We start from the raw sequence: 17207 nt of genomic DNA, 5'->3' as shown, positions 1-17207 counted from the left end.
CCGGAGTTGACTGCGTGCTGTGTCGTCACCATGTCGGCGACGGCGGGGTGCTGTGCTGGTCGGCGGAGCCGATCAGCGGTTCGGAGCTCGTGGAGGCGGCCGATGCATCCGGCGCCTCCGCGGCACGGCGACCGCGTGACGTCCCCGACTGGAAGCTCGACAGCCGCGAACGCAGCTGGTCGGCATCCCGGGGGTTCCCACGGTCGGACTCCGGCGCCGCGAGAGGCGGTGCAGCCGGGATCGCGTTCGGTACGCGCTTGGTGAGCGACGCACTTCCGGTCGAGCCGTTCATCGCGGCCGGCCGGTACGCGGACAGCTGGCTCAGCTCGGAGAGAGCCTGCTCCTGGATGTCGGAGCGGAGCGCCAGCATTGCAGCGACCTCGTCGTCCAGGGCACCGATGCGCGGTGCCGCTGACGGCGGGGGTACGGAGCGCGAGGACTCGGGGCCGCTCGCGGTGCCGGACGGGCGGGCAGCCCACTCCGGCGGGGCCCAGGACGCCGGGGGCGCCGCCGGGGCCGGACGGTCAGCCGTCGGCGGCCGGAAGAAGGCCGACAGCGGCTGCGGGGCACCGGAGCCCGGGTTCGCCGGCTCGGGAGCCGGGCTCGCCGGGGGCTGCCAGCCGCCGCCCGTGGGACGCGTGCTCTCGCGCTGCGGGAACGGCGCCGAGGGCGGTGCCTGCGGGGCGGGCGGCGCGAAGGTCGACACCGGGGCGGCCTGCGGCTGCGCCGGGGCGGGGTCGGCCCAGGCCGAGGTCCGCAGACCCGCCGCGGGGGCGGGCTCGGACGTCGGCTGGAAACCGCCCGCGAACGGCGACGGCGTGGCCGGGGTCCCGGCGGCCGGGGTCGCCTCGTCCTTCTTGCGGCCGAAGAGCCCCCAGCGGCGACCCTTCTTGGAGTCGTCGCCGGCCTCGCCGTTGACCAGGTCCGTGAACGCCGGCGCCTGCTCGGCGGGACGCGTCGCGGCCCACGAGGGGGTCGCGGCGGCGCGCTCGGGAGCGGGAGCAGCGGCGACCGGTGCCGGGGCGGGTGCCTCGGCCTGGGCGTGCGACTCCGCGAGGAGCTCGGCCTCGACCGGGGTGAACAGCTCCGTCTGCGCCTGGGCGTCCACGTAGGACGACCCGCGCGGGCGGCGCTGGGCGAGCGGCTCGGGCTCGGGCTCGGCGGCGGCCCACGACTCGACGGCCGGGTCCTCCTCGAGCGCCGGGACGGTCCACTGCTCGGTCTCGGCGATGTGCGACGCGGGCTCGGCCCACGACGGCGAGTCGACCTGCGTCGGCTCCTCGTACGCCGGGGGTGCGGTCCAGCCGTGGTCGGCGGCCGCGGGCTCCGGGTTCTCCCACGCCTGCTCGGCGACGGGCTCGGCCCACGACTGCTCGGCGGCCGGCTCGGCCCAGGTCTGCTCGGCGACGGGCTCGGCCCACGACTGCTGCGTGGTCTCGGGCTCGTGCCAGGCCTGCTCGGCCGGGGCCTCCTGCGCGGCGGCGTCGCCGTTCCACGCCCGTGCCTCGTCGAGGATCGGCGCGAAGCCGTCCCGGACGTACGAGGCCGTGTAGGGCGAGGTGTAGCGCGGCGCCGGCTGGTCGGACTCGACCGGCGTGGCCCAGCCCGAGTAGCCGCTGTACGCGGTGAACTCCGGGTAGGCGCCCGTCGAGGGCGACGCCTCGTGGCGCGGCTCACGCGTGCGCTCGGCGACCGGCGTCGGCTCCCAGGCCTCGGCAGCGGTGCTCTGCTCGACGTGCTCCACGTGCTCGGTGTGCTCGACCGGGGCGTGCGCGGCCGGGGCGTCCTCGACGCGGGGTGCGCCGGACAGCGGCGCGGAGTCCTCCCACGCGGGGGTCGGGGACCACGCCTCGACCTGCGGTGCGGGCTCGGGGGCCTGCTCCCAGCTCGACGTCGCGGCCCACGGTGCGGGCTCCTCGGCGCGCTCCGGCGCCTGCTCCCAGGACGGGGCCGGGGCCCACTCCTCGGCGACCGGCGCGGCGTGCTGCTCGGCGGGGGCGTCCCAGCCCTGGGCGGGTGCCCACGACTCGGTCTCCTCCGCGGCGGGTGCAGCGGCGGGCTCGGCAGCGGCAGGCTGCTCGTCCCAGCCCTGGCTCCACGAGCTCGTGGAGGACTCGTCCTCGTCGGGCACGAGGCCCGGGACGACGAAGCCCTGCGCGGGACGCCGCGGGGCGTCCGCCTGCTCGTCGCGCTGCGGCGCGCCCGGGAGGTCGGCCGGAGCCGGCGCGGGCAGGTCGCCACGGGTGCGGAAGCCGGAGAACAGGCCGACGCGCGCCTCGGGTGCGGCCGGGGCGGCGGGGGCCGGCGTGGCCTCCTCCTCCGGCTGCGCCCAGGCCGGGGTCGCCGCCCGCGAACGGGTCGGCAGGCCGGACTTGACCGGGGCCGCCTGGATCGCGGGCGTCCAGCCGGAGCTGTCGCCGATCTCGGGCGACAGGGTCGTCGCCTGCGCCTGCGGGAGGACGATCTTGCTCTCGTCGAACGTCTTGTGGGACCGCTGCGGGAGCACCGGGTTCTGCGGCAGGGGGATCTCCGAGGAGTCCTCGTCGCCGCGCAGCCGCCGGCGGGGCAGGCCGAGCGACGTCTCGCCGTCGGTCAGCGCCTGGAGGTCGACCGCCTCGACGACGGGCGCCTCCTCGGCGACCGGGATGCGCCGCTCGGGCGCCTGGGTCAGCGCCTGCTGCGGGGGCATCGAGCCGAAGACGGGGCTCTCGTTCGTCGTGAACAGCGTCACGGGGAACCGGACGGTCGTGACCGTGCCGGTGCCGCGCGGGCTCTTCGCGAGGGTGACCTCCGCGCCGAGGCGGTGGGCGATGCGGCCGACGACGAAGAGACCGAGGCGCTGGGCGCCGAGGGAGTCGCTGGCGGACGTCGAGCGGATCTTCTCGTTGGCCGACTCGAGCTCGACGTCGGACATCCCGAGGCCGTGGTCGAGGACCTGGACGATCACGAACTCGCCGACGACACCGGTCTTGACCTCGACGGGCGTCTCCGGCTCGGAGAAGATCGTCGCGTTCTCGAGGAGCTCGGCGAGCAGGTGGGCGGCGCTCAGGGCGTTGAAGCCGAGCATCTGCGGGTCGACCGTGAGGTCGAGCTCCACGCGGTCGTACTGCTCGATCTCCGACGAGGCGGTGCGGATGACGTCCGAGAGCGGCATGGCGTCGCGGACGCGGCGGCCCGAGTCGATGCCGGCGAGGACGAGGAGCGACTCCGCGTTGCGTCGCATACGGGTCGCGAGGTGGTCGAGGCGGAACAGGTTCGCCAGCGTGTTCGGGTCTTCCTCGGAGCGCTCGAGCGAGTCGATGAACGACAGCTGGCGGTTGAGGAGGACCTGGTCACGGCGGGCGACGTTGATGAACATCTCCGCGATCGAGCCACGCAGGGCGGCCTGCTCCTGCGCGACCTGGAGGGTCGTCGCGTTGACGGAGTTGAACGCGGCGGCCAGCTGGCCGACCTCGTCGGACGACTCGACCGGGATCTGCACGAGCTCCAGACCGGGCCCCTCACCGGGGACCGCGACCTGCTCGACGAGCTTGGGGAGCTGCTCGCGGACGTCACCGGCGGCGGCCGTGAGGCGTCGCAGCGGGACGGTGATGCCTCGGGCGACGACGATCGCGAAGGCGAAGGACGCGATGGCCGCGAGCAGCGAGATCACGATGGTGATGATCGCGGCGGTGCGTTCCTGGCCGGCGGCCACGTCGGCCTCGGCCTTGCCCTCGGCGAGCATCTCGATACGCACGTCGTTGATGCTGACGAGCTGCTTCTGGATGTCCTCGGTCCACGCGACGCGGTCGACCGCGGCCACGGAGCCGGCGTTGCCGGTCGTGAGGAGGTTCCGCTTGCGCGTGAAGTCGGAGGTCGGGTCCTCGCTGGGGAGGCGGATGTCCGTGTTGCCGAGCGAGGCGAGCGCGATGCGGGCGTTGGCACGGGCGAGCTCGGTCGACGTCGTCTGGGTGTCGAAGTTGCGCACCGCGGCGGGCGACGAGGCCTGCGTGAGGATGAGGCCCGTACCCTGCGTGAGCTCGTTCGCGAGGCTCTCGGCGAGGGTCACGAGCTCGTGGTACGCCGTGACGTACTGCGCGATCTCGCGGTCGTCCATCGTCTCGGCGACCTGACCGACGAGCTGGATCTGCCCGCCGATGATCTGGTCGTAGTTGCGCTTGATGATCGCGGCCTGCGAGTCCGTGTCCACCGAGCGGCGGACGGCCGGGAGCATCTCGTTGTGCGCGAGCTGGGACTCGGCGAACGCCGCGGTCACGCTGGCCGGGAACTCGTCCTGGTCGATGCGTGCCGTGAGCGGCTTCAGCTCGGCGAGCGTCTTGTCCGTCGCGGCACGGGCCGCGTCCAGCTGGGCCTGGTCCCTGGCAGGGGACAGCGAGAGTGCGCGCTCGGTCTGAAGATTCGCCCCGAGGGGGGCGTACGCGTCCAGGACCTCCACGACGGTGGCAGCAGCGGCAGCGGTCTTCGCCGAGCGGAAAGCCCCGTACGAGATGTATCCACCAGCGATGAGCAGCACGATCATGGGCACGGCGAGGACAGCCAGAACCTTGGCGCGGATGCCAAGCCTGCGCAGCATGTCGACCTCTTTCCTTCACCCGACGCGGGCGTCGCACCGACGACGCCCGACGGAACCACTCTGTGGAGAGGTTGCCGCACGCTTCTCATCGGCTACTGGACAGTGGACCATTAGCCCCGCGCAGAGTTTGCCACGACCTCACCCGCAGCGGTACGCCCCGGGTCCCCCTAACGTGGAGGCCGTGCGAGCCGTCGAAGCCGCCCGTCCCGGCGGTCCGGATGTCCTGGTGTGTCACGAGATGCCCGATCCGGTCCCCGGGCCCGGCGAGGTGCTGCTCGACGTGGTCGCCGCGGGGGTCAACCGCGCGGACCTCCTGCAGCGGGCCGGCAGCTACCCGCCGCCGCCCGGCGCCCCCGCCTGGCCGGGGCTCGAGGTCGCGGGCGTCGTGGCCTCGCTCGGGGAGGGCGTGGCGGGCCCCCAGGACGGCGGCTGGGCGGTCGGCGACCGGGTCGCGGCGCTGCTCGCGGGCGGCGGCTACGCGTCGCGGGTGACCGTTCCTGCAGGTCACGTGCTTCCCGTGCCCGACGGCACCGACCTCGTGGACGCGGCCGGCCTCCCGGAGGCGGTGTGCACCGCGTGGTCCAACCTCGTCGACGTCGGGCGGCTGCGCGCGGGTGAGGACGTCCTCGTGCAGGGCGGCTCGGGCGGCGTCGGGTCCGTCGCGGTGCAGCTCGCCGCGGCGCTCGGGGCGCGCGTGCTGGCGACCGCGGGGGGTCCGGAGCGCGCCGCGCGGTGCGAGGAGCTCGGTGCGGCCGTCGGCATCGACCACCGGGCCGGCCTTTTCACCCGGGCCGTCAGCGACGCGACGGCGGGTCGTGGGGTCGATCTGGTGCTCGACGTGCTCGGTGCGGGTGCTCTCGCGGACAACCTGGGGGTGCTCGCGACCGACGGGCGGCTCGTCGTCATCGGTCTGCAGCGCGGCCGGCGGGCCGAGATCGACCTCGGGCACCTGCTCGCGAAGCGGCTCACCGTGGCCGGGACGACGCTGCGCTCGCGCCCGTCCGCCGAGAAGACGGCGCTCGTCGCCGCGGTGCGGGAGCACGTGTGGCCGATGCTCGCCGACGGGCGCGTCCGGCCGGTCGTGCACGCGCGGCTCCCGCTCGAGCGGGCGGCGGACGCGCACCGCCTGCTCGACTCGGGCGAGGTCTTCGGGAAGGTGCTGCTGACGACCTGACCCGCCCGGCGCTCGGCGCGCCCGGCTGTCGGGTCCGGCTCAGGCCAGGTCGAGCGCGCCCGCCGCGAGCGCCGGTGCCAGCACGGGCGTGAGCGGCAGGCGCGGGATGAGCGTGGCCTGCACGGCGTGGTAGAGGTCGGCCTTGCCCTCCCACACCGTGCGGGAGACCCGGTTGTCCGTGCCGAGCTCGTGCCACCACGACCCGCCGTCGCGGTCGAGCAGGAACAGCGCGGCGTAGTCCCACCACGTCCGGTACCAGGTGTCGAAGCGCTCGTCGCCCGTCGCGGCGTGCAGCGCGGCCGCGGCGGCGATGCCCTCGGCGACGACCCAGTGCATGCGCTCGCGCACGACGGGGGCGCCGGCCCAGTCGACCGTGTACACGAAGCCCGGTGCGCCATCGACGTCCCAGCCCTCGGCGACCGACGCGTCGAACAGCGCGACCGCGTCGTCGAGCATCCAGTCCGGCGCGACGTCGCCGCGGGCCGTGAGCGCCGCGCGGGCGTGCAGCGTGAGGCGGGCCCACTCGAGCCAGTGGCCGATCGTCGCGCCGTAGGGGCGGAACGGGTGCGCCGGGGCGTCGGCGTTGTACTCGAGGTCGGGCTGCCACGCGGAGTCGAAGTGCTCGGGGATGCGCCAGTGGTTCTCGCGCGCGTACCCGTGCACGACCCGCTCGACGACGCGCACGGCCCGGTTGAGCCAGACCCGGTGCCCGGTGACGTCCGCGGCGGCCAGGTACGCCTCGACGGTGTGCATGTTCGCGTTGACGCCCCGGTAGGCGTCGAGCTCGGTGAACGTGCGGTCCCAGCTCTCGACCGCCATGCCCGCCTCGTCGTCCCAGAAGTGCTGCTCGGAGACGGCGAGCGCCTCGTCGAGCAGCGCGCGGGCGCCGGGCCGTCCCGCGGCGGTCGCGCTCGACGCGGCGAGCACCACGAACGCGTGCGGGTAGGCGGCCTTGTCCGCGTCGAGCGGCCCGTCGTGGCCGACCTCCGCGAACCAGCCGCCGTGCTCGCGGTCGCGGAACAGCCCGTCGAGCGCCGCGATCCCGTGGTCGACGAGCGCGCCCGAGCCCGGGCGGCCGAGCAGGACGCCCAGGGAGTAGACGTGCGTCATGCGGCACGTGATCCACAGCTCCGCGGGGCCGTCGACCGGCGCGCCCTGCTCGTCGAGCCGCGCGAACCCGCGCCCCGGGACCGCGGACGGTCCGCCGAAGGCCAGCAGGCGGTCCGTCTCCTGCTCGAGCCAGCGGGCATGGGCAGGGGTCGCGAGCCACGTCATGCGCGTCAGCCTATCCAGGGCGCCGAAGCCCTGCGGTGCGCGCTCGATGCGGCGAGAATGCCCCGATGAGTGAGCACACGAGCGACGAGCACGCCCCCGACTCCCCCACCGGGCACGCGCCCGCCGAGCCGCGGCCGGACGCCCCGGCCGCCCCCGTCGCCGAGGAGCCGACCGCGCACGCGCTGCCCGTCGACGGTCGGCACGGACCGCGCGTCGTCGTGGTCGGGCCGGACGGCCGCCCCGTCGCCCCCGCGGAGCACCGCGCGGACGCCGGGTCCGGCGGCGCGCACGACGGCACGGACGAGGACGCCGCGGGCGGCGAGGACCCGGCGACGATGGTCGGGCAGCCCGCGAAGGTCATGCGGATCGGGACGATGATCAAGCAGCTGCTCGACGAGGTGCGCAGCGCGCCGCTCGACGACGCCGCCCGCGCCCGGCTCGCCGAGGTGCACGAGCGGTCGCTGCGCGAGCTCGAGGAGGGCCTGTCCCCCGAGCTGCTCGACGAGCTCCACCGCATCACGCTGCCGTTCTCGGAGGACCGCGCGCCGAGCGACGCCGAGCTGCGCATCGCGCAGGCACAGCTCGTGGGGTGGCTCGAGGGTTTGTTCCACGGGATCCAGACGGCGCTCGTCGCGCAGCAGATGGCGGCGCAGGCGCAGCTCACGCAGATGCGCCGCGCGCTGCCGCCCGGCGCCGCGGTGCCCGGCGGGCTCGGCGGCCCGGCGCACGGGGCCCCCGGCGGCGAGCCGGCCGACCCGCGGCAGCGACCCGGGCAGTATCTGTAGGCGCGCCCTGTCGGGGCGCGATCCGTAGGGCGCCTGTCAGGCGCGACTTGTCGGCTGCGCGCCCTCGGGCGCGAGTCTCGCGGGGGCGACCTGCCGAGGCGCGCGTCACCCGGTGCGGCGGGCCGAGAGCACGATCGCGACGGACACGAGCGCGAGCCCGGCGACCTCACCCCAGGTCGGGAGCTGGCGCAGGACGACCACACCCGTGACGGCCGCCGTCGCCGGGAGCATCGCGAGCAGCACCGCGAAGGTCGCGGCGGTCACGCGGCGCAGCACGACCTGCTCGATCGCGTAGGGCACGACCGACGAGAACACCGCGATGCCGACGACCAGCAGGAGCAGGTGGGGGTCGCGCAGCACCGGCGCGGCGGGCGCCGCGAGGAACGGGGCGAAGACGAGCGCGCCGACGGTCATCGCCACGGCGAGCGACGAGACCCCGTCGGGCCCGTCCGCGCCCCCGGCCCCCGCGTCCCCGTCGGCGCGCCCGTGCGCGACGCGCCGCCCGAGCAGGATGTAGCCGGCCCAGCACACCGCCGAGACGCCGATCGCGACGAGCCCGCGCCCGGCGTCCGGCCCGGCGTCGAGGCTGACCCCGGCGAGCAGCACCACGCCGGCGGCGGCGACGGCGATCGCGACGCGCTCGCGCACGCTCCGCCCGGTCAGCGCGGCGACCGCGACGGGTCCGGCGAACTCGACCGCGACGGCCGTGCCGAGTGGGAGCACCTCGATCGCGACGTAGAAGGCGACGTTCATCGCGGCGAGCACCACGCCGAACAGCGCGGAGGCGAGCAGGTCCGCGCGGGTCCACCGGAAGCGCCACGGCCGGCGCCACGCGAGGAGCACGAGCGCCGAGACCGCGATGCGCAGCCACGCGACGGTCGGGGCGGTCAGCACCGCGAACAGCCCGACGGCGAGGGCCGCGCCGAGGTACTGCGTGAGGCCGGAGCCGAGGAACAGCACCGGCGCCGGGAGGCCGCGGCCGGCGCGCACGTCGGCCGTCATGCGTCTCCCCCGGGTCGTCGGACGGGCGCCCGGCTGCGTGCGCGCGCCCCGAGCAGCGTACGAGCCCGCACGGAGCAGCCGGCCAGCGGCGCGCGAGCCCGGACGCACCGACCGCCCGCCCCGAGGACCCGGGGCGGGCGGTGCGGTGCTGCGGACGTGCGGTGCTGCGCGTCAGCCCTTGACGGACCCCGCGAGGAGCCCGCGCACGAAGAACCGCTGCAGCGCGAGGAACACGATGAGCGGCACGATCATCGACACGAACGCGCCGGCCGAGAGGATGTGCCACTGCGCGCCGCGCGTGCCGGCGAGCTCGGCGACGCGGACGGTGAGCGGCGCGACCTCGGTCGAGCCGCCCGCGAAGGTCAGCGCGACGAGCAGGTCGTTCCACACCCAGAGGAACTGGAAGATCGCGAACGACGCGATGGCCGGGGTGAGGAGCGGCATGAGCACCTGGAAGAAGATCTTCACGTGCCCGGCGCCGTCGACCCGCGCGGCCTCGACGAGGGACGGCGGGATGTCCTTCATGAAGTTGTGCAGCAGGAAGATCGCGAGCGGCAGCGCGAAGATCGAGTGCGAGAGCCAGATCGTCCAGAACGAGCCCGCGAGCCCCCAGTCCACGTACTGCGTGAGGAGCGGGATGAGCGTGACCTGGATCGGGATGACCTGGAGCGCGAACACCGCGACGAACAGGATGTTGCGGCCCTTGAAGTCGATCCACGCGAACGCGTACGCCGCGAGCAGCGCGAGCGAGATCGGGATGATCACCGCGGGGATCGTGATGACGAGCGAGTTCACGAAGAACGTGGAGAACGCCGTCGAGCTGCCGAACAGCACGTCGGAGTAGTTCTCGAACGTGACCGCCGGGTTCGCGGGGAAGGTCCACCAGCCGGTCCGGCGGATCTCCAGGCGCGGGCGGAACGACGTGAGCAGCAGCCCGAACGTGGGGACCGTCCACGCGATGGCGATGATGATCGCCAGCGTCGAGGCCCACGGCGAGCTGATCTTGCCCTTGGCCGCGGCGGCGCGGCGCTCGATGCGCGCGAGCCGGCCGGGCTCCCGGCGCCCCTTGGCGGCCTGCTGGGCGCCGTCGACGAGCTCGATGCTCGGGATCCCTGTGCTCATCGGATGTCCTCGGAGAGTCGGAGCTGGCGGACGTTGTAGACGACCAGCGGGATGACGAGCACGAACAGGATGACCGCGAGCGCCGCGCCCAGGCCGACCTCACGGATCCGGAAGCTCTGCGTGTAGAACTCGTTCGCGACGACCGAGGTACCGAAGTTGCCGCCGGTCATCGTGCGCACGATGTCGAAGACCTTGAGCGTGCCCATCGCGATCGTGGTCACGACGACGACGAGCGCGGGGCGGATGCTCGGGACGGTGATGTGCCGGAACATCCCGATGCCGTGCAGCCCGTCGAGCCGCGCGGCCTCGACGATGTCGTCGGGGATGGCCTTGATCGCGGCCGACAGGACGGTCATCGCGAACCCGGCCTGGATCCAGATCATCACCGCGATGAGGAACAGCGTGTTCACGGGCGGGTTGAGCAGGAACTGCTGCGGCTCGAGCCCGATCCACACGAGCAGCTGGTTGAGCAGGCCGATCTGGTTCACGTTCTTCTGGTCGGGCCGGTACTCGTAGACGAACTTCCAGATGATCGACGCACCGACCATCGAGATCGCCATGGGGAGGAAGACGAGGGTCTTCGCGAGGTACTCGAACCGCGTGCGGTCGACGAGCACCGCGTAGACGAGCCCGACGAACGTCGCGACGATCGGCACGAGGATCACCCACATCAGGGTGTTCCGCAGGACGATCTGGAACGACTCCTCACCGAAGGCGGTCGCGTAGTTGTCGAGCCCGACGAAGTTCTGGCCCCGCGCGTCGAACAGCGAGGCCCAGATGGTCCGGAGCCCGGGGTACACGAGACCGAACCCGAGCCCGAGGATCGTCGGGCCGAGGAACGCGACGGGCACGACCCACGGCGGGACCCGCTTGGGCCGGTCGACCGCGAGGAGGATCGCCCCCATCACGACCACGAACAGCGCGATCGCGACGAACATCAGGGCGAACTTGTGCCCGACGTCGTCCGCCTGCGTCAACCACTCGGTGACGGGCGAGAACTGCACCATGCTCCACCTCCACGACTTCTCTGGCCGGCCACCGGCGGCGGCGCCACCGGGTACGTGACGGGCCGCGGCGGGCGCCCCTGGAGGGGGACGCCCGCCGCGGCCTGGTGCGTGGCCTCCGCGGCCCGGTCGGGCCTAGGAGGCGACGGTCACGAGGTCGGCCAGGAGGCCTCGATCGCGGACAGCACGTCCTCGTCGGACTTGTCGTTCGCGACCCACGCCGTCATCTCCGTCCAGAACGACCCGGTGCCCACGGCACCCGGCATCTGGTCGGAGCCGTCGAAGCGGAACGTGTACTCGTCGCTCGTGAGGAGCTCGAACGCCAGCTTGTCGATCGGGGACTTGATGAGCTCCGGGTCGAGGCCGTTGTTCGCCGAGAACCAGCCCTGCGCCGTGACGCTCGCCTTGGAGTTTGCCCACTCGGGGCTCGACAGGAACGCCTGGAACGCCTCGACCTCGGGACGGTCGCTGAACGCCGTCACGAACTCGCCGGCGCCGAGCAGCGGCTTGTCGTCCTCGGACACGCCGGGCAGGTAGAACGCGTAGACGTCGCCGTCCTCGGCGACCTCGAGGCTCTCGTCCCAGTTGGCCTGGTAGAAGTTGGCCGCGCGGTGCAGCCAGCAGGTGCCGTCGGGGATGCCGTTGGCCGACTCGTTCCACGCCGCCGTCGCGATCGACTGGACGTTGCCGAGGCCGCCGTTGACGTACTCGTCGTTCTTGAGGATCTCCCCGACCGTGCCGAGCGCCTCGACGATCTGCGGGTCGTTGAAGGGGATCTCGTGGTTGACCCACTGGTCGTACACGTCGGCGCCCGCGGTGCGGAGCACGACGTCCTCGAGCCAGTCGGTGGCGGGCCAGCCGGTCGCGTCACCGGACTCGATGCCGGCGCACCACGGCACGCCGCCGTCGTCGACGATCTGCTGGGACAGGTCCATGAGCTCGTCCCACGTGGTGGGGATCTCGTAGCCGGCGTCCTCGAAGGCCAGCGGCGAGTACCAGACGAACGACTTCACGTTCGCGCCGAGCGGCGTCGCGTAGAGCGTGCCGTCGACCGTGCCGTAGTTCACCCACTCCTCGGTGTAGAACTCCGTGGCGTTGTCGATCACGGACTGCGGTGCCGGGACGACCTGGTCGGGGAAGTCCGCGACGAGGGACTTGAGGAACCCGGGCTGCGGGACGTACGCGATGTCCGGCGGGTTGCCGGCCGTCAGGCGGACGGGGAGCTGCGCCTCGAACTCGCGCGAGCCCTCGTAGTCGATCTCGACGCCGGTGCAGTCGACGAACGGCTGGTAGGAGTTGATCTGCTCCTCGGACTCCGGGTCGACGATCGAGGTGTAGACCGAGACGGTCTTGCCCGACAGGTCCCCGTACTCCTCGTACGCGCTGCAGTCGGTCTCGTTCGCGGTCCCCTCGGCGTCGCCGCCGCCCTCGTCACCGCCGCCCGAGCACGCCGCCAGGAGGAGGGTGAGCCCCGCCCCCGCTGCCACTACCGCGGTCCCGCGGCGCCTGCGCATGCCGTTCATCTGACCTCCACGTCGTTGTGCGTCACAGGCGACCCGCACCGACGTGCGTCCTCGGCGCCCGCAACCTTGCTGATGATGCAAGCGTTTACATTCCGTTGCCGCAAGCCGAAACCGCAGTTCAGCGGGTCACGATTGCGTCACAAAGGCGACGACTCGCCCACGGGCACCGGCGTCTCACCGGGTGCTCACCAACCCCTCACCGGCCGGCACTCAACCTCACGGCCCGACGAGGGCGCCCTCACCGCCCGACGAGGGCGCCCACGCGCGGTACCGCGGTCGACGTGCGCACGAGCAGCTCGGTCTCGAACACCACGTCGCGCGGCGGCAGCGGCTCCCCCGAGACCCGGTCGAGCAGCACCCGGGCCGCCGCGCCGCCCTGCCGGACCGCGGGCTGCACCATCGTGGTGAGGCCGACGAGCTCGCCGAGCGCGTGCCCGTCCACCCCGACGACCGACAGGTCGTCGGGCACGCGCAGGCCGCGGTCGCGGGCCGCGAGCACGACGCCCATCGCCATCTCGTCGGACGCCGCGAACACCCCCGTGACGTCGGGGCGGCGGTCGAGCAGCACGTGCGTCGACGCCCGCCCGCCGTCGACGTCGTAGCGCCCGTCGACCTCGAGGTCGGGGTCCGCGGACAGCCCCGCGTCCGCGAGCGCCGCGCTCCACCCGGCGCGCCGCCACCACGACGGCGCCGCGGGCCCGTCGTCGACCACCGCACCGGTGACGTGCCCGACGACGCGGTGCCCGAGGTCGAGCAGGTGCCGGGTCGCGACCCGGGCCGTGCGCGCGTCGTCCAGGCGCACGACCACGTGCCCCGGCGCCCCCGAGCCGACGAACACGACCGGCACCCCGAGGTCCTCGACGACCCGCACCTCGTCCGCCACGAGCGGGCCGCCGACGACGATCACGCCGTCGACCCGGCGCCGCAGCGCACCCGGGTCGAGCCGGCGCCGCGGCCGCTCGCGCTCCATGTCGAACGTGTGCAGCAGCGCGTCGTACCCGTGCTCGCGCAGCGCCTGCTCGGCGCCCTCGATGACCTCGGCGTGGAACCAGTGGTTGACCCACGGCGAGATGATCCCGACCGTGCGGGTGCGGCCCGTCGCGAGGCTCGCGGCCGTCGGCGACGCGACGTACCCGAGCTCGCCGGCGACGGCGAGCACGTGGTCGCGCGTCGACGGGGCGACGCCCGGGATCCCGCGCAGCGCGCGCGACACGGTCGCCGTGGAGACCCCGGCGACCCGGGCCACGTCCTCGATGCCGTGCGCCATGTCTGGGATTGTCCACCCCGGACGTGCGCGACGGCTCGTCAGGCGAGCAGGCTCCGCAGCACCTCGAGCGCGCCGTCGTCGTCGATCGTGCCGGTCACCTCGTCGGCGGCGGCCCGCACGGGCTCCGCGGCGTGGCCCATCGCGACCCCGCGCGCGGCCCACCGCAGCATCTCGAGGTCGTTGTTGCCGTCCCCGATCGCGACGGTGGCGAACGGCTCGACGCCGAGCTCCCGGCGCAGCTCCTCGAGCGCCGTGCCCTTGGACACCCCGCCCGGCGACAGGTCGAGCCACGCCGACCAGCCGACCGCGTACGACACCTCGTGCAGGCCGACGCGCTCGACGAGCGCGTGGAACTCCTGCGGCGTGCCGTTCGGGTCGCGCATGATCACGCGGGTCACCGACTCGCTGCACAGCTCCTCGAAGGACACGACGCGGTGGTCGCCGCCGAGCTCCTCCGCGGGGAACGGCGCGCTGACCCGGAACCCTGTGCCGACGTCCTCGACCGCGTACAGCGCGTCGGGCATCTCGAGCCGGAGCACCCGCAGCACCGGCTCGGGGTCGAACCGGATGACGTCGGCCACCTCGTACCCGCCGTCGTGCGCAGGGTCCAGCCGCAGCGTCACCGCGCCGTTCGACGCGACGACCCAGCCGCTGTCGAGGCCGAGGTCGTGCGCGACGGGGACGACCGACACCGCGGACCGCCCGGTCGCGAGCACGACGTGCGCGCCCGCGTCCCGCAGCGCGTGCACGGCCTCGCGCACCTCGGGCGAGATGACGCCCGCGTAGGACATCAGGGTCCCGTCGACGTCGAGGGCGACGAGGCTGCTCGCCACGCTGCGGGTGTGGCTCATCGCACCGGCTCCAGGGTCTCGAGGCCGCCGAGGTACGGACGCAGGCCCTCGGGCACGCGCACCGACCCGTCGGCCTGCTGGTGGTTCTCCAGGATGGCGACGATCCAGCGGGTCGTCGCGAGCGTGCCGTTGAGCGTCGCCACGGGCCGGAGCTCGCCGGTCGCGGTGCGCTCGCGGACGCCCAGGCGCCGGGCCTGGAACGTCGTGCAGTTCGAGGTCGACGTCAGCTCGAGGTAGCGCTCCTGCGTGGGCAGCCACGCCTCGCAGTCGAACTTGCGCGCCGCGCTCGACCCGAGGTCGCCCGCCGCGGTGTCGATGACCCGGTACGGCAGCCCGGCGAGCCGGAGCATCTGCTCCTCCCAGCCGAGGATGCGCCGGTGCTCGTCCGCGGCGTCCTCCACGGTCGTCCAGCTGAACGCCTCGACCTTGTGGAACTGGTGCACGCGGATGATGCCGCGGGTGTCCTTGCCGTACGAGCCGGCCTCGCGGCGGTAGCACGCCGACCAGCCCGCGTACCGCTTCGGGCCGGCGGTCAGGTCGAGGATCTCGCCCGAGTGGTACCCGGCGAGGGCGACCTCGCTCGTGCCCACCAGGTAGAGGTCGTCGGCCTCGAGGCGGTAGATCTCGTCGGCGTGCGCGCCGAGGAACCCGGTGCCGGCCATGACCTCGGGCTTGACCAGCGTCGGGGTGATGACGGGCGTGAACCCGGCCGCGAGCGCGAGGTCGACGGCGGCGTTGAGCAGCGCGAGCTCGAGCCGGGCACCGATGCCCGTGAGGTAGTAGAACCGGGCGCCCGAGACCTTGGCGCCGCGCTCGGTGTCGATCGCCGCGAGCCGCTCCCCGAGGTCGAGGTGGTCGCGCGGCGTGAAGCCCTCCGCGGCGAAGTCGCGCGGCGTGCCCTCGTGGCGCAGCACCACGTAGTCGTCCTCGCCGCCGGGCGGGACGCCGTCCTCGATCACGTTGCCGATGCTCCGCGCGAGGTCGGTGGCGACCCGCTCGGCCTCGTCGGCCTCCGCCTGGAGCGCCTTGACCCGCTCGGAGAGCGCCTTGCCGTGCGCGAGCAGCTCGGCCTTCTCGTCGCCCGTCGCCGCCGCGACCTTCTTGCCGTGCTGCTTCTGCTCGGCGCGCAGCTGCTCGAACTCCGTGAGGGCCGCCCGGCGCCGGGAGTCCGTCTCGAGCACCCGGTCGACGAGGTCGGGGTCGTCGCCGCGCGCACGCTGGCTGGCACGGACGAGCTCGGGGTCCTCCCGCAGGAGTCGAAGGTCGATCACCGTCCGAGCGTATCGAGAGGTCCGACGACTGCGTCACGGGCATAACGGACGGGTCGGCGCGCCGAGGGGTCGCGGGGCCCCCGTCCGCCCCCGCGCGGGTGACCTGCGCCTCGATGGGGCGCCGCCGCGCGCGCGTCGGCGCACCTGCCCCTAGGTTGACCGCATGACATGGGAGGGCTGGCTCGCGCTCGCGGCCGCACTGATCGCGACGGTCTCGCTCGGGCTCGGTCTCTCGCTGCGCGGGAGGCAGCGCGAGATGCAGACGACCGTCGAGACCGCACGCGCCGAGACGCGCGACGTCGTCGAGGCCGCGGACCTGCGGTATCCCCTCGTGGCGTTCGTCGCGAACCCGTCGAAGCCCGACGTGGCCGACCTGCGCGACGGCGTCGTGCGCGCCGTGACGGAGCGCGGGTACCCCGAGCCGCTGTGGATCGAGACGAGCGTCGAGGACCCGGGCGTCGGGCAGACGCGCGAGGCCGTCGAGCAGGGCGCGAAGGTCGTCGTCGCGGTCGGTGGCGACGGGACCGTCCGCGCGGTCGCCGAGGGGCTCGTCGGGACCGGGGTGCCGATGGCGCTCCTGCCGTCCGGCACCGGCAACCTGCTCGCGCGCAACCTCGACATCCCCGTCGCCGACATCCCGGAGGCGCTGCGCATCGCGCTCGCCGGGCAGGACAAGACCATCGACGTCGGCTGGCTGCGGATCACGAAGTTCGCGCCCGAGGGCGAGGGCGTCGAGGGCCCGCCCGCTCCCCCCGGCACCCCGAAGCAGGAGCCGATCGACACGACCTCGGAGACCACGCCCGAGGCGCCGGCCGACCAGGACCACATCTTCCTCGTGATCGCCGGGATCGGCTTCGACGCCGCGATGGTCGCCGACACCGACGACACCCTCAAGGCGCGCGTCGGCTGGATGGCCTACTTCGTCTCGGGCATCAAGCACCTGCACGGGCGCCGGCTGCGCACGATGGTCCGGCTCGACGACCACCAGCCGACCCCCGTGCGCCTGCGCAGCCTGCTCATCGGCAACTGCGGCAAGCTGCCCGGCGGTATCACGCTCCTGCCCGACGCGGTGCTCGACGACGGCTGGCTCGACATCGCGGCCATCGACACGCGCGGCGGGGTCGCCGGCTGGGCGCAGCTGCTCGGCGAGGTCGCGCTGCAGGGCGTCGGCGTCAAGACCGACCTGCCCAACAAGATCGGGCGCATCGACCACGCGCGGGCACGCAAGATCCGGGTGCGCGTCTCGGGCGGCGAGCACGTGCAGGTCGACGGCGACCTCGTGGGCCGCGCGCTCGAGCTCACCGCGCACGTCGACAAGGGCGCGCTCGTGGTGCGGGTCCCGAGCCTCTGACGAGCCCGC

At 73.9% G+C, this 17207-nt stretch carries 12 protein-coding genes; 3 read left to right on the top strand and 9 right to left on the bottom strand.

Annotated features, from left to right (window positions below; all coding sequences use genetic code 11):
- Positions 1-25: 25 nt before the first annotated feature.
- Positions 26-4573: a nitrate- and nitrite sensing domain-containing protein gene (locus tag CCE01nite_RS08060; RefSeq protein ID WP_084142595.1), complete on the bottom strand. Its 4548-nt coding sequence runs from the start codon at positions 4571-4573 to the stop codon at positions 26-28.
- Positions 4574-4754: 181 nt separating this feature from the next.
- Here CCE01nite_RS08060 and CCE01nite_RS08055 point away from each other — a divergent pair, with 181 nt between their 5' ends.
- Complete coding sequence (locus CCE01nite_RS08055; protein WP_034628320.1) at positions 4755-5747, top strand: NAD(P)H-quinone oxidoreductase; 993 nt, start codon at positions 4755-4757, stop codon at positions 5745-5747.
- Positions 5748-5786: 39 nt separating this feature from the next.
- Here the strand turns inward: CCE01nite_RS08055 and CCE01nite_RS08050 are convergent, their stop codons facing one another.
- Positions 5787-7022, bottom strand: a complete 1236-nt coding sequence (locus CCE01nite_RS08050) for an AGE family epimerase/isomerase (protein ID WP_034628316.1) — start codon at positions 7020-7022, stop codon at positions 5787-5789.
- A gap of 65 nt (positions 7023-7087) precedes the next feature.
- Between CCE01nite_RS08050 and CCE01nite_RS22060 the strand changes: the two genes are divergently transcribed.
- Positions 7088-7807, top strand: a complete 720-nt coding sequence (locus CCE01nite_RS22060; RefSeq protein ID WP_084142593.1) for a bacterial proteasome activator family protein — start codon at positions 7088-7090, stop codon at positions 7805-7807.
- Between the two features lie 105 nt (positions 7808-7912).
- On the opposite strand, the gene CCE01nite_RS08040 is transcribed toward CCE01nite_RS22060, so the two are convergent.
- The 7 genes from CCE01nite_RS08040 to serS form a co-directional block, all read right to left on the bottom strand.
- Positions 7913-8809 (bottom strand): EamA family transporter, encoded by an 897-nt coding sequence (locus CCE01nite_RS08040; protein ID WP_034628311.1) that lies wholly within the window; start codon positions 8807-8809, stop codon positions 7913-7915.
- 171 nt (positions 8810-8980) lie between these two features.
- Positions 8981-9931 (bottom strand): carbohydrate ABC transporter permease, encoded by a 951-nt coding sequence (locus CCE01nite_RS08035; protein ID WP_034628308.1) that lies wholly within the window; start codon positions 9929-9931, stop codon positions 8981-8983.
- On the bottom strand, positions 9928-10938 hold the full coding sequence (locus CCE01nite_RS08030) for a carbohydrate ABC transporter permease (protein WP_034628303.1): 1011 nt from the start codon (positions 10936-10938) through the stop codon (positions 9928-9930). The genes CCE01nite_RS08035 and CCE01nite_RS08030 overlap by 4 nt, the downstream gene beginning before the upstream one ends.
- A 146-nt stretch (positions 10939-11084) precedes the next feature.
- Complete coding sequence (locus CCE01nite_RS08025; RefSeq protein ID WP_034628298.1) at positions 11085-12458, bottom strand: ABC transporter substrate-binding protein; 1374 nt, start codon at positions 12456-12458, stop codon at positions 11085-11087.
- A 238-nt stretch (positions 12459-12696) separates the two neighbouring features.
- Complete coding sequence (locus CCE01nite_RS08020) at positions 12697-13725, bottom strand: LacI family DNA-binding transcriptional regulator (protein ID WP_034628294.1); 1029 nt, start codon at positions 13723-13725, stop codon at positions 12697-12699.
- Positions 13726-13763: 38 nt separating this feature from the next.
- Complete coding sequence (locus CCE01nite_RS08015; protein WP_034628292.1) at positions 13764-14576, bottom strand: HAD family hydrolase; 813 nt, start codon at positions 14574-14576, stop codon at positions 13764-13766.
- Positions 14573-15847 (bottom strand): serine--tRNA ligase, encoded by a 1275-nt coding sequence (gene serS / locus CCE01nite_RS08010; RefSeq protein WP_034628289.1) that lies wholly within the window; start codon positions 15845-15847, stop codon positions 14573-14575. Before serS ends, CCE01nite_RS08015 begins: the two co-directional genes overlap by 4 nt.
- A gap of 163 nt (positions 15848-16010) precedes the next feature.
- On the opposite strand from serS, the gene CCE01nite_RS08005 reads away from it, so the two are divergent.
- Positions 16011-17198, top strand: a complete 1188-nt coding sequence (locus CCE01nite_RS08005) for a diacylglycerol/lipid kinase family protein (protein WP_034628287.1) — start codon at positions 16011-16013, stop codon at positions 17196-17198.
- The last annotated feature ends 9 nt before the right edge of the window (positions 17199-17207 follow it).

The sequence above is a fragment of the Cellulomonas cellasea genome (assembly GCF_006538745.1).
In the GTDB taxonomy this organism is placed as follows: Bacteria; Actinomycetota; Actinomycetes; order Actinomycetales; family Cellulomonadaceae; genus Cellulomonas_A; species Cellulomonas_A cellasea.
This window is presented reverse-complemented; position numbering and strand designations above follow the sequence as displayed.

What these genes read in the sequence shown, in the direction of transcription:
- CCE01nite_RS08050 (WP_034628316.1), bottom strand. Translation starts at nt 7,022, where the DNA reads ATGACGTGGCTCGCGACCCCTGCCCATGCCCGCTGGCTCGAGCAGGAG.
- CCE01nite_RS08060 (WP_084142595.1), bottom strand. Translation starts at nt 4,573, where the DNA reads ATGCTGCGCAGGCTTGGCATCCGCGCCAAGGTTCTGGCTGTCCTCGCC.
- CCE01nite_RS08005 (WP_034628287.1), top strand. Translation starts at nt 16,011, where the DNA reads ATGACATGGGAGGGCTGGCTCGCGCTCGCGGCCGCACTGATCGCGACG.
- CCE01nite_RS08030 (WP_034628303.1), bottom strand. Translation starts at nt 10,938, where the DNA reads ATGGTGCAGTTCTCGCCCGTCACCGAGTGGTTGACGCAGGCGGACGAC.
- CCE01nite_RS22060 (WP_084142593.1), top strand. Translation starts at nt 7,088, where the DNA reads ATGAGTGAGCACACGAGCGACGAGCACGCCCCCGACTCCCCCACCGGG.
- CCE01nite_RS08025 (WP_034628298.1), bottom strand. Translation starts at nt 12,458, where the DNA reads ATGAACGGCATGCGCAGGCGCCGCGGGACCGCGGTAGTGGCAGCGGGG.
- CCE01nite_RS08040 (WP_034628311.1), bottom strand. Translation starts at nt 8,809, where the DNA reads ATGACGGCCGACGTGCGCGCCGGCCGCGGCCTCCCGGCGCCGGTGCTG.
- CCE01nite_RS08015 (WP_034628292.1), bottom strand. Translation starts at nt 14,576, where the DNA reads ATGAGCCACACCCGCAGCGTGGCGAGCAGCCTCGTCGCCCTCGACGTC.
- CCE01nite_RS08020 (WP_034628294.1), bottom strand. Translation starts at nt 13,725, where the DNA reads ATGGCGCACGGCATCGAGGACGTGGCCCGGGTCGCCGGGGTCTCCACG.
- CCE01nite_RS08035 (WP_034628308.1), bottom strand. Translation starts at nt 9,931, where the DNA reads ATGAGCACAGGGATCCCGAGCATCGAGCTCGTCGACGGCGCCCAGCAG.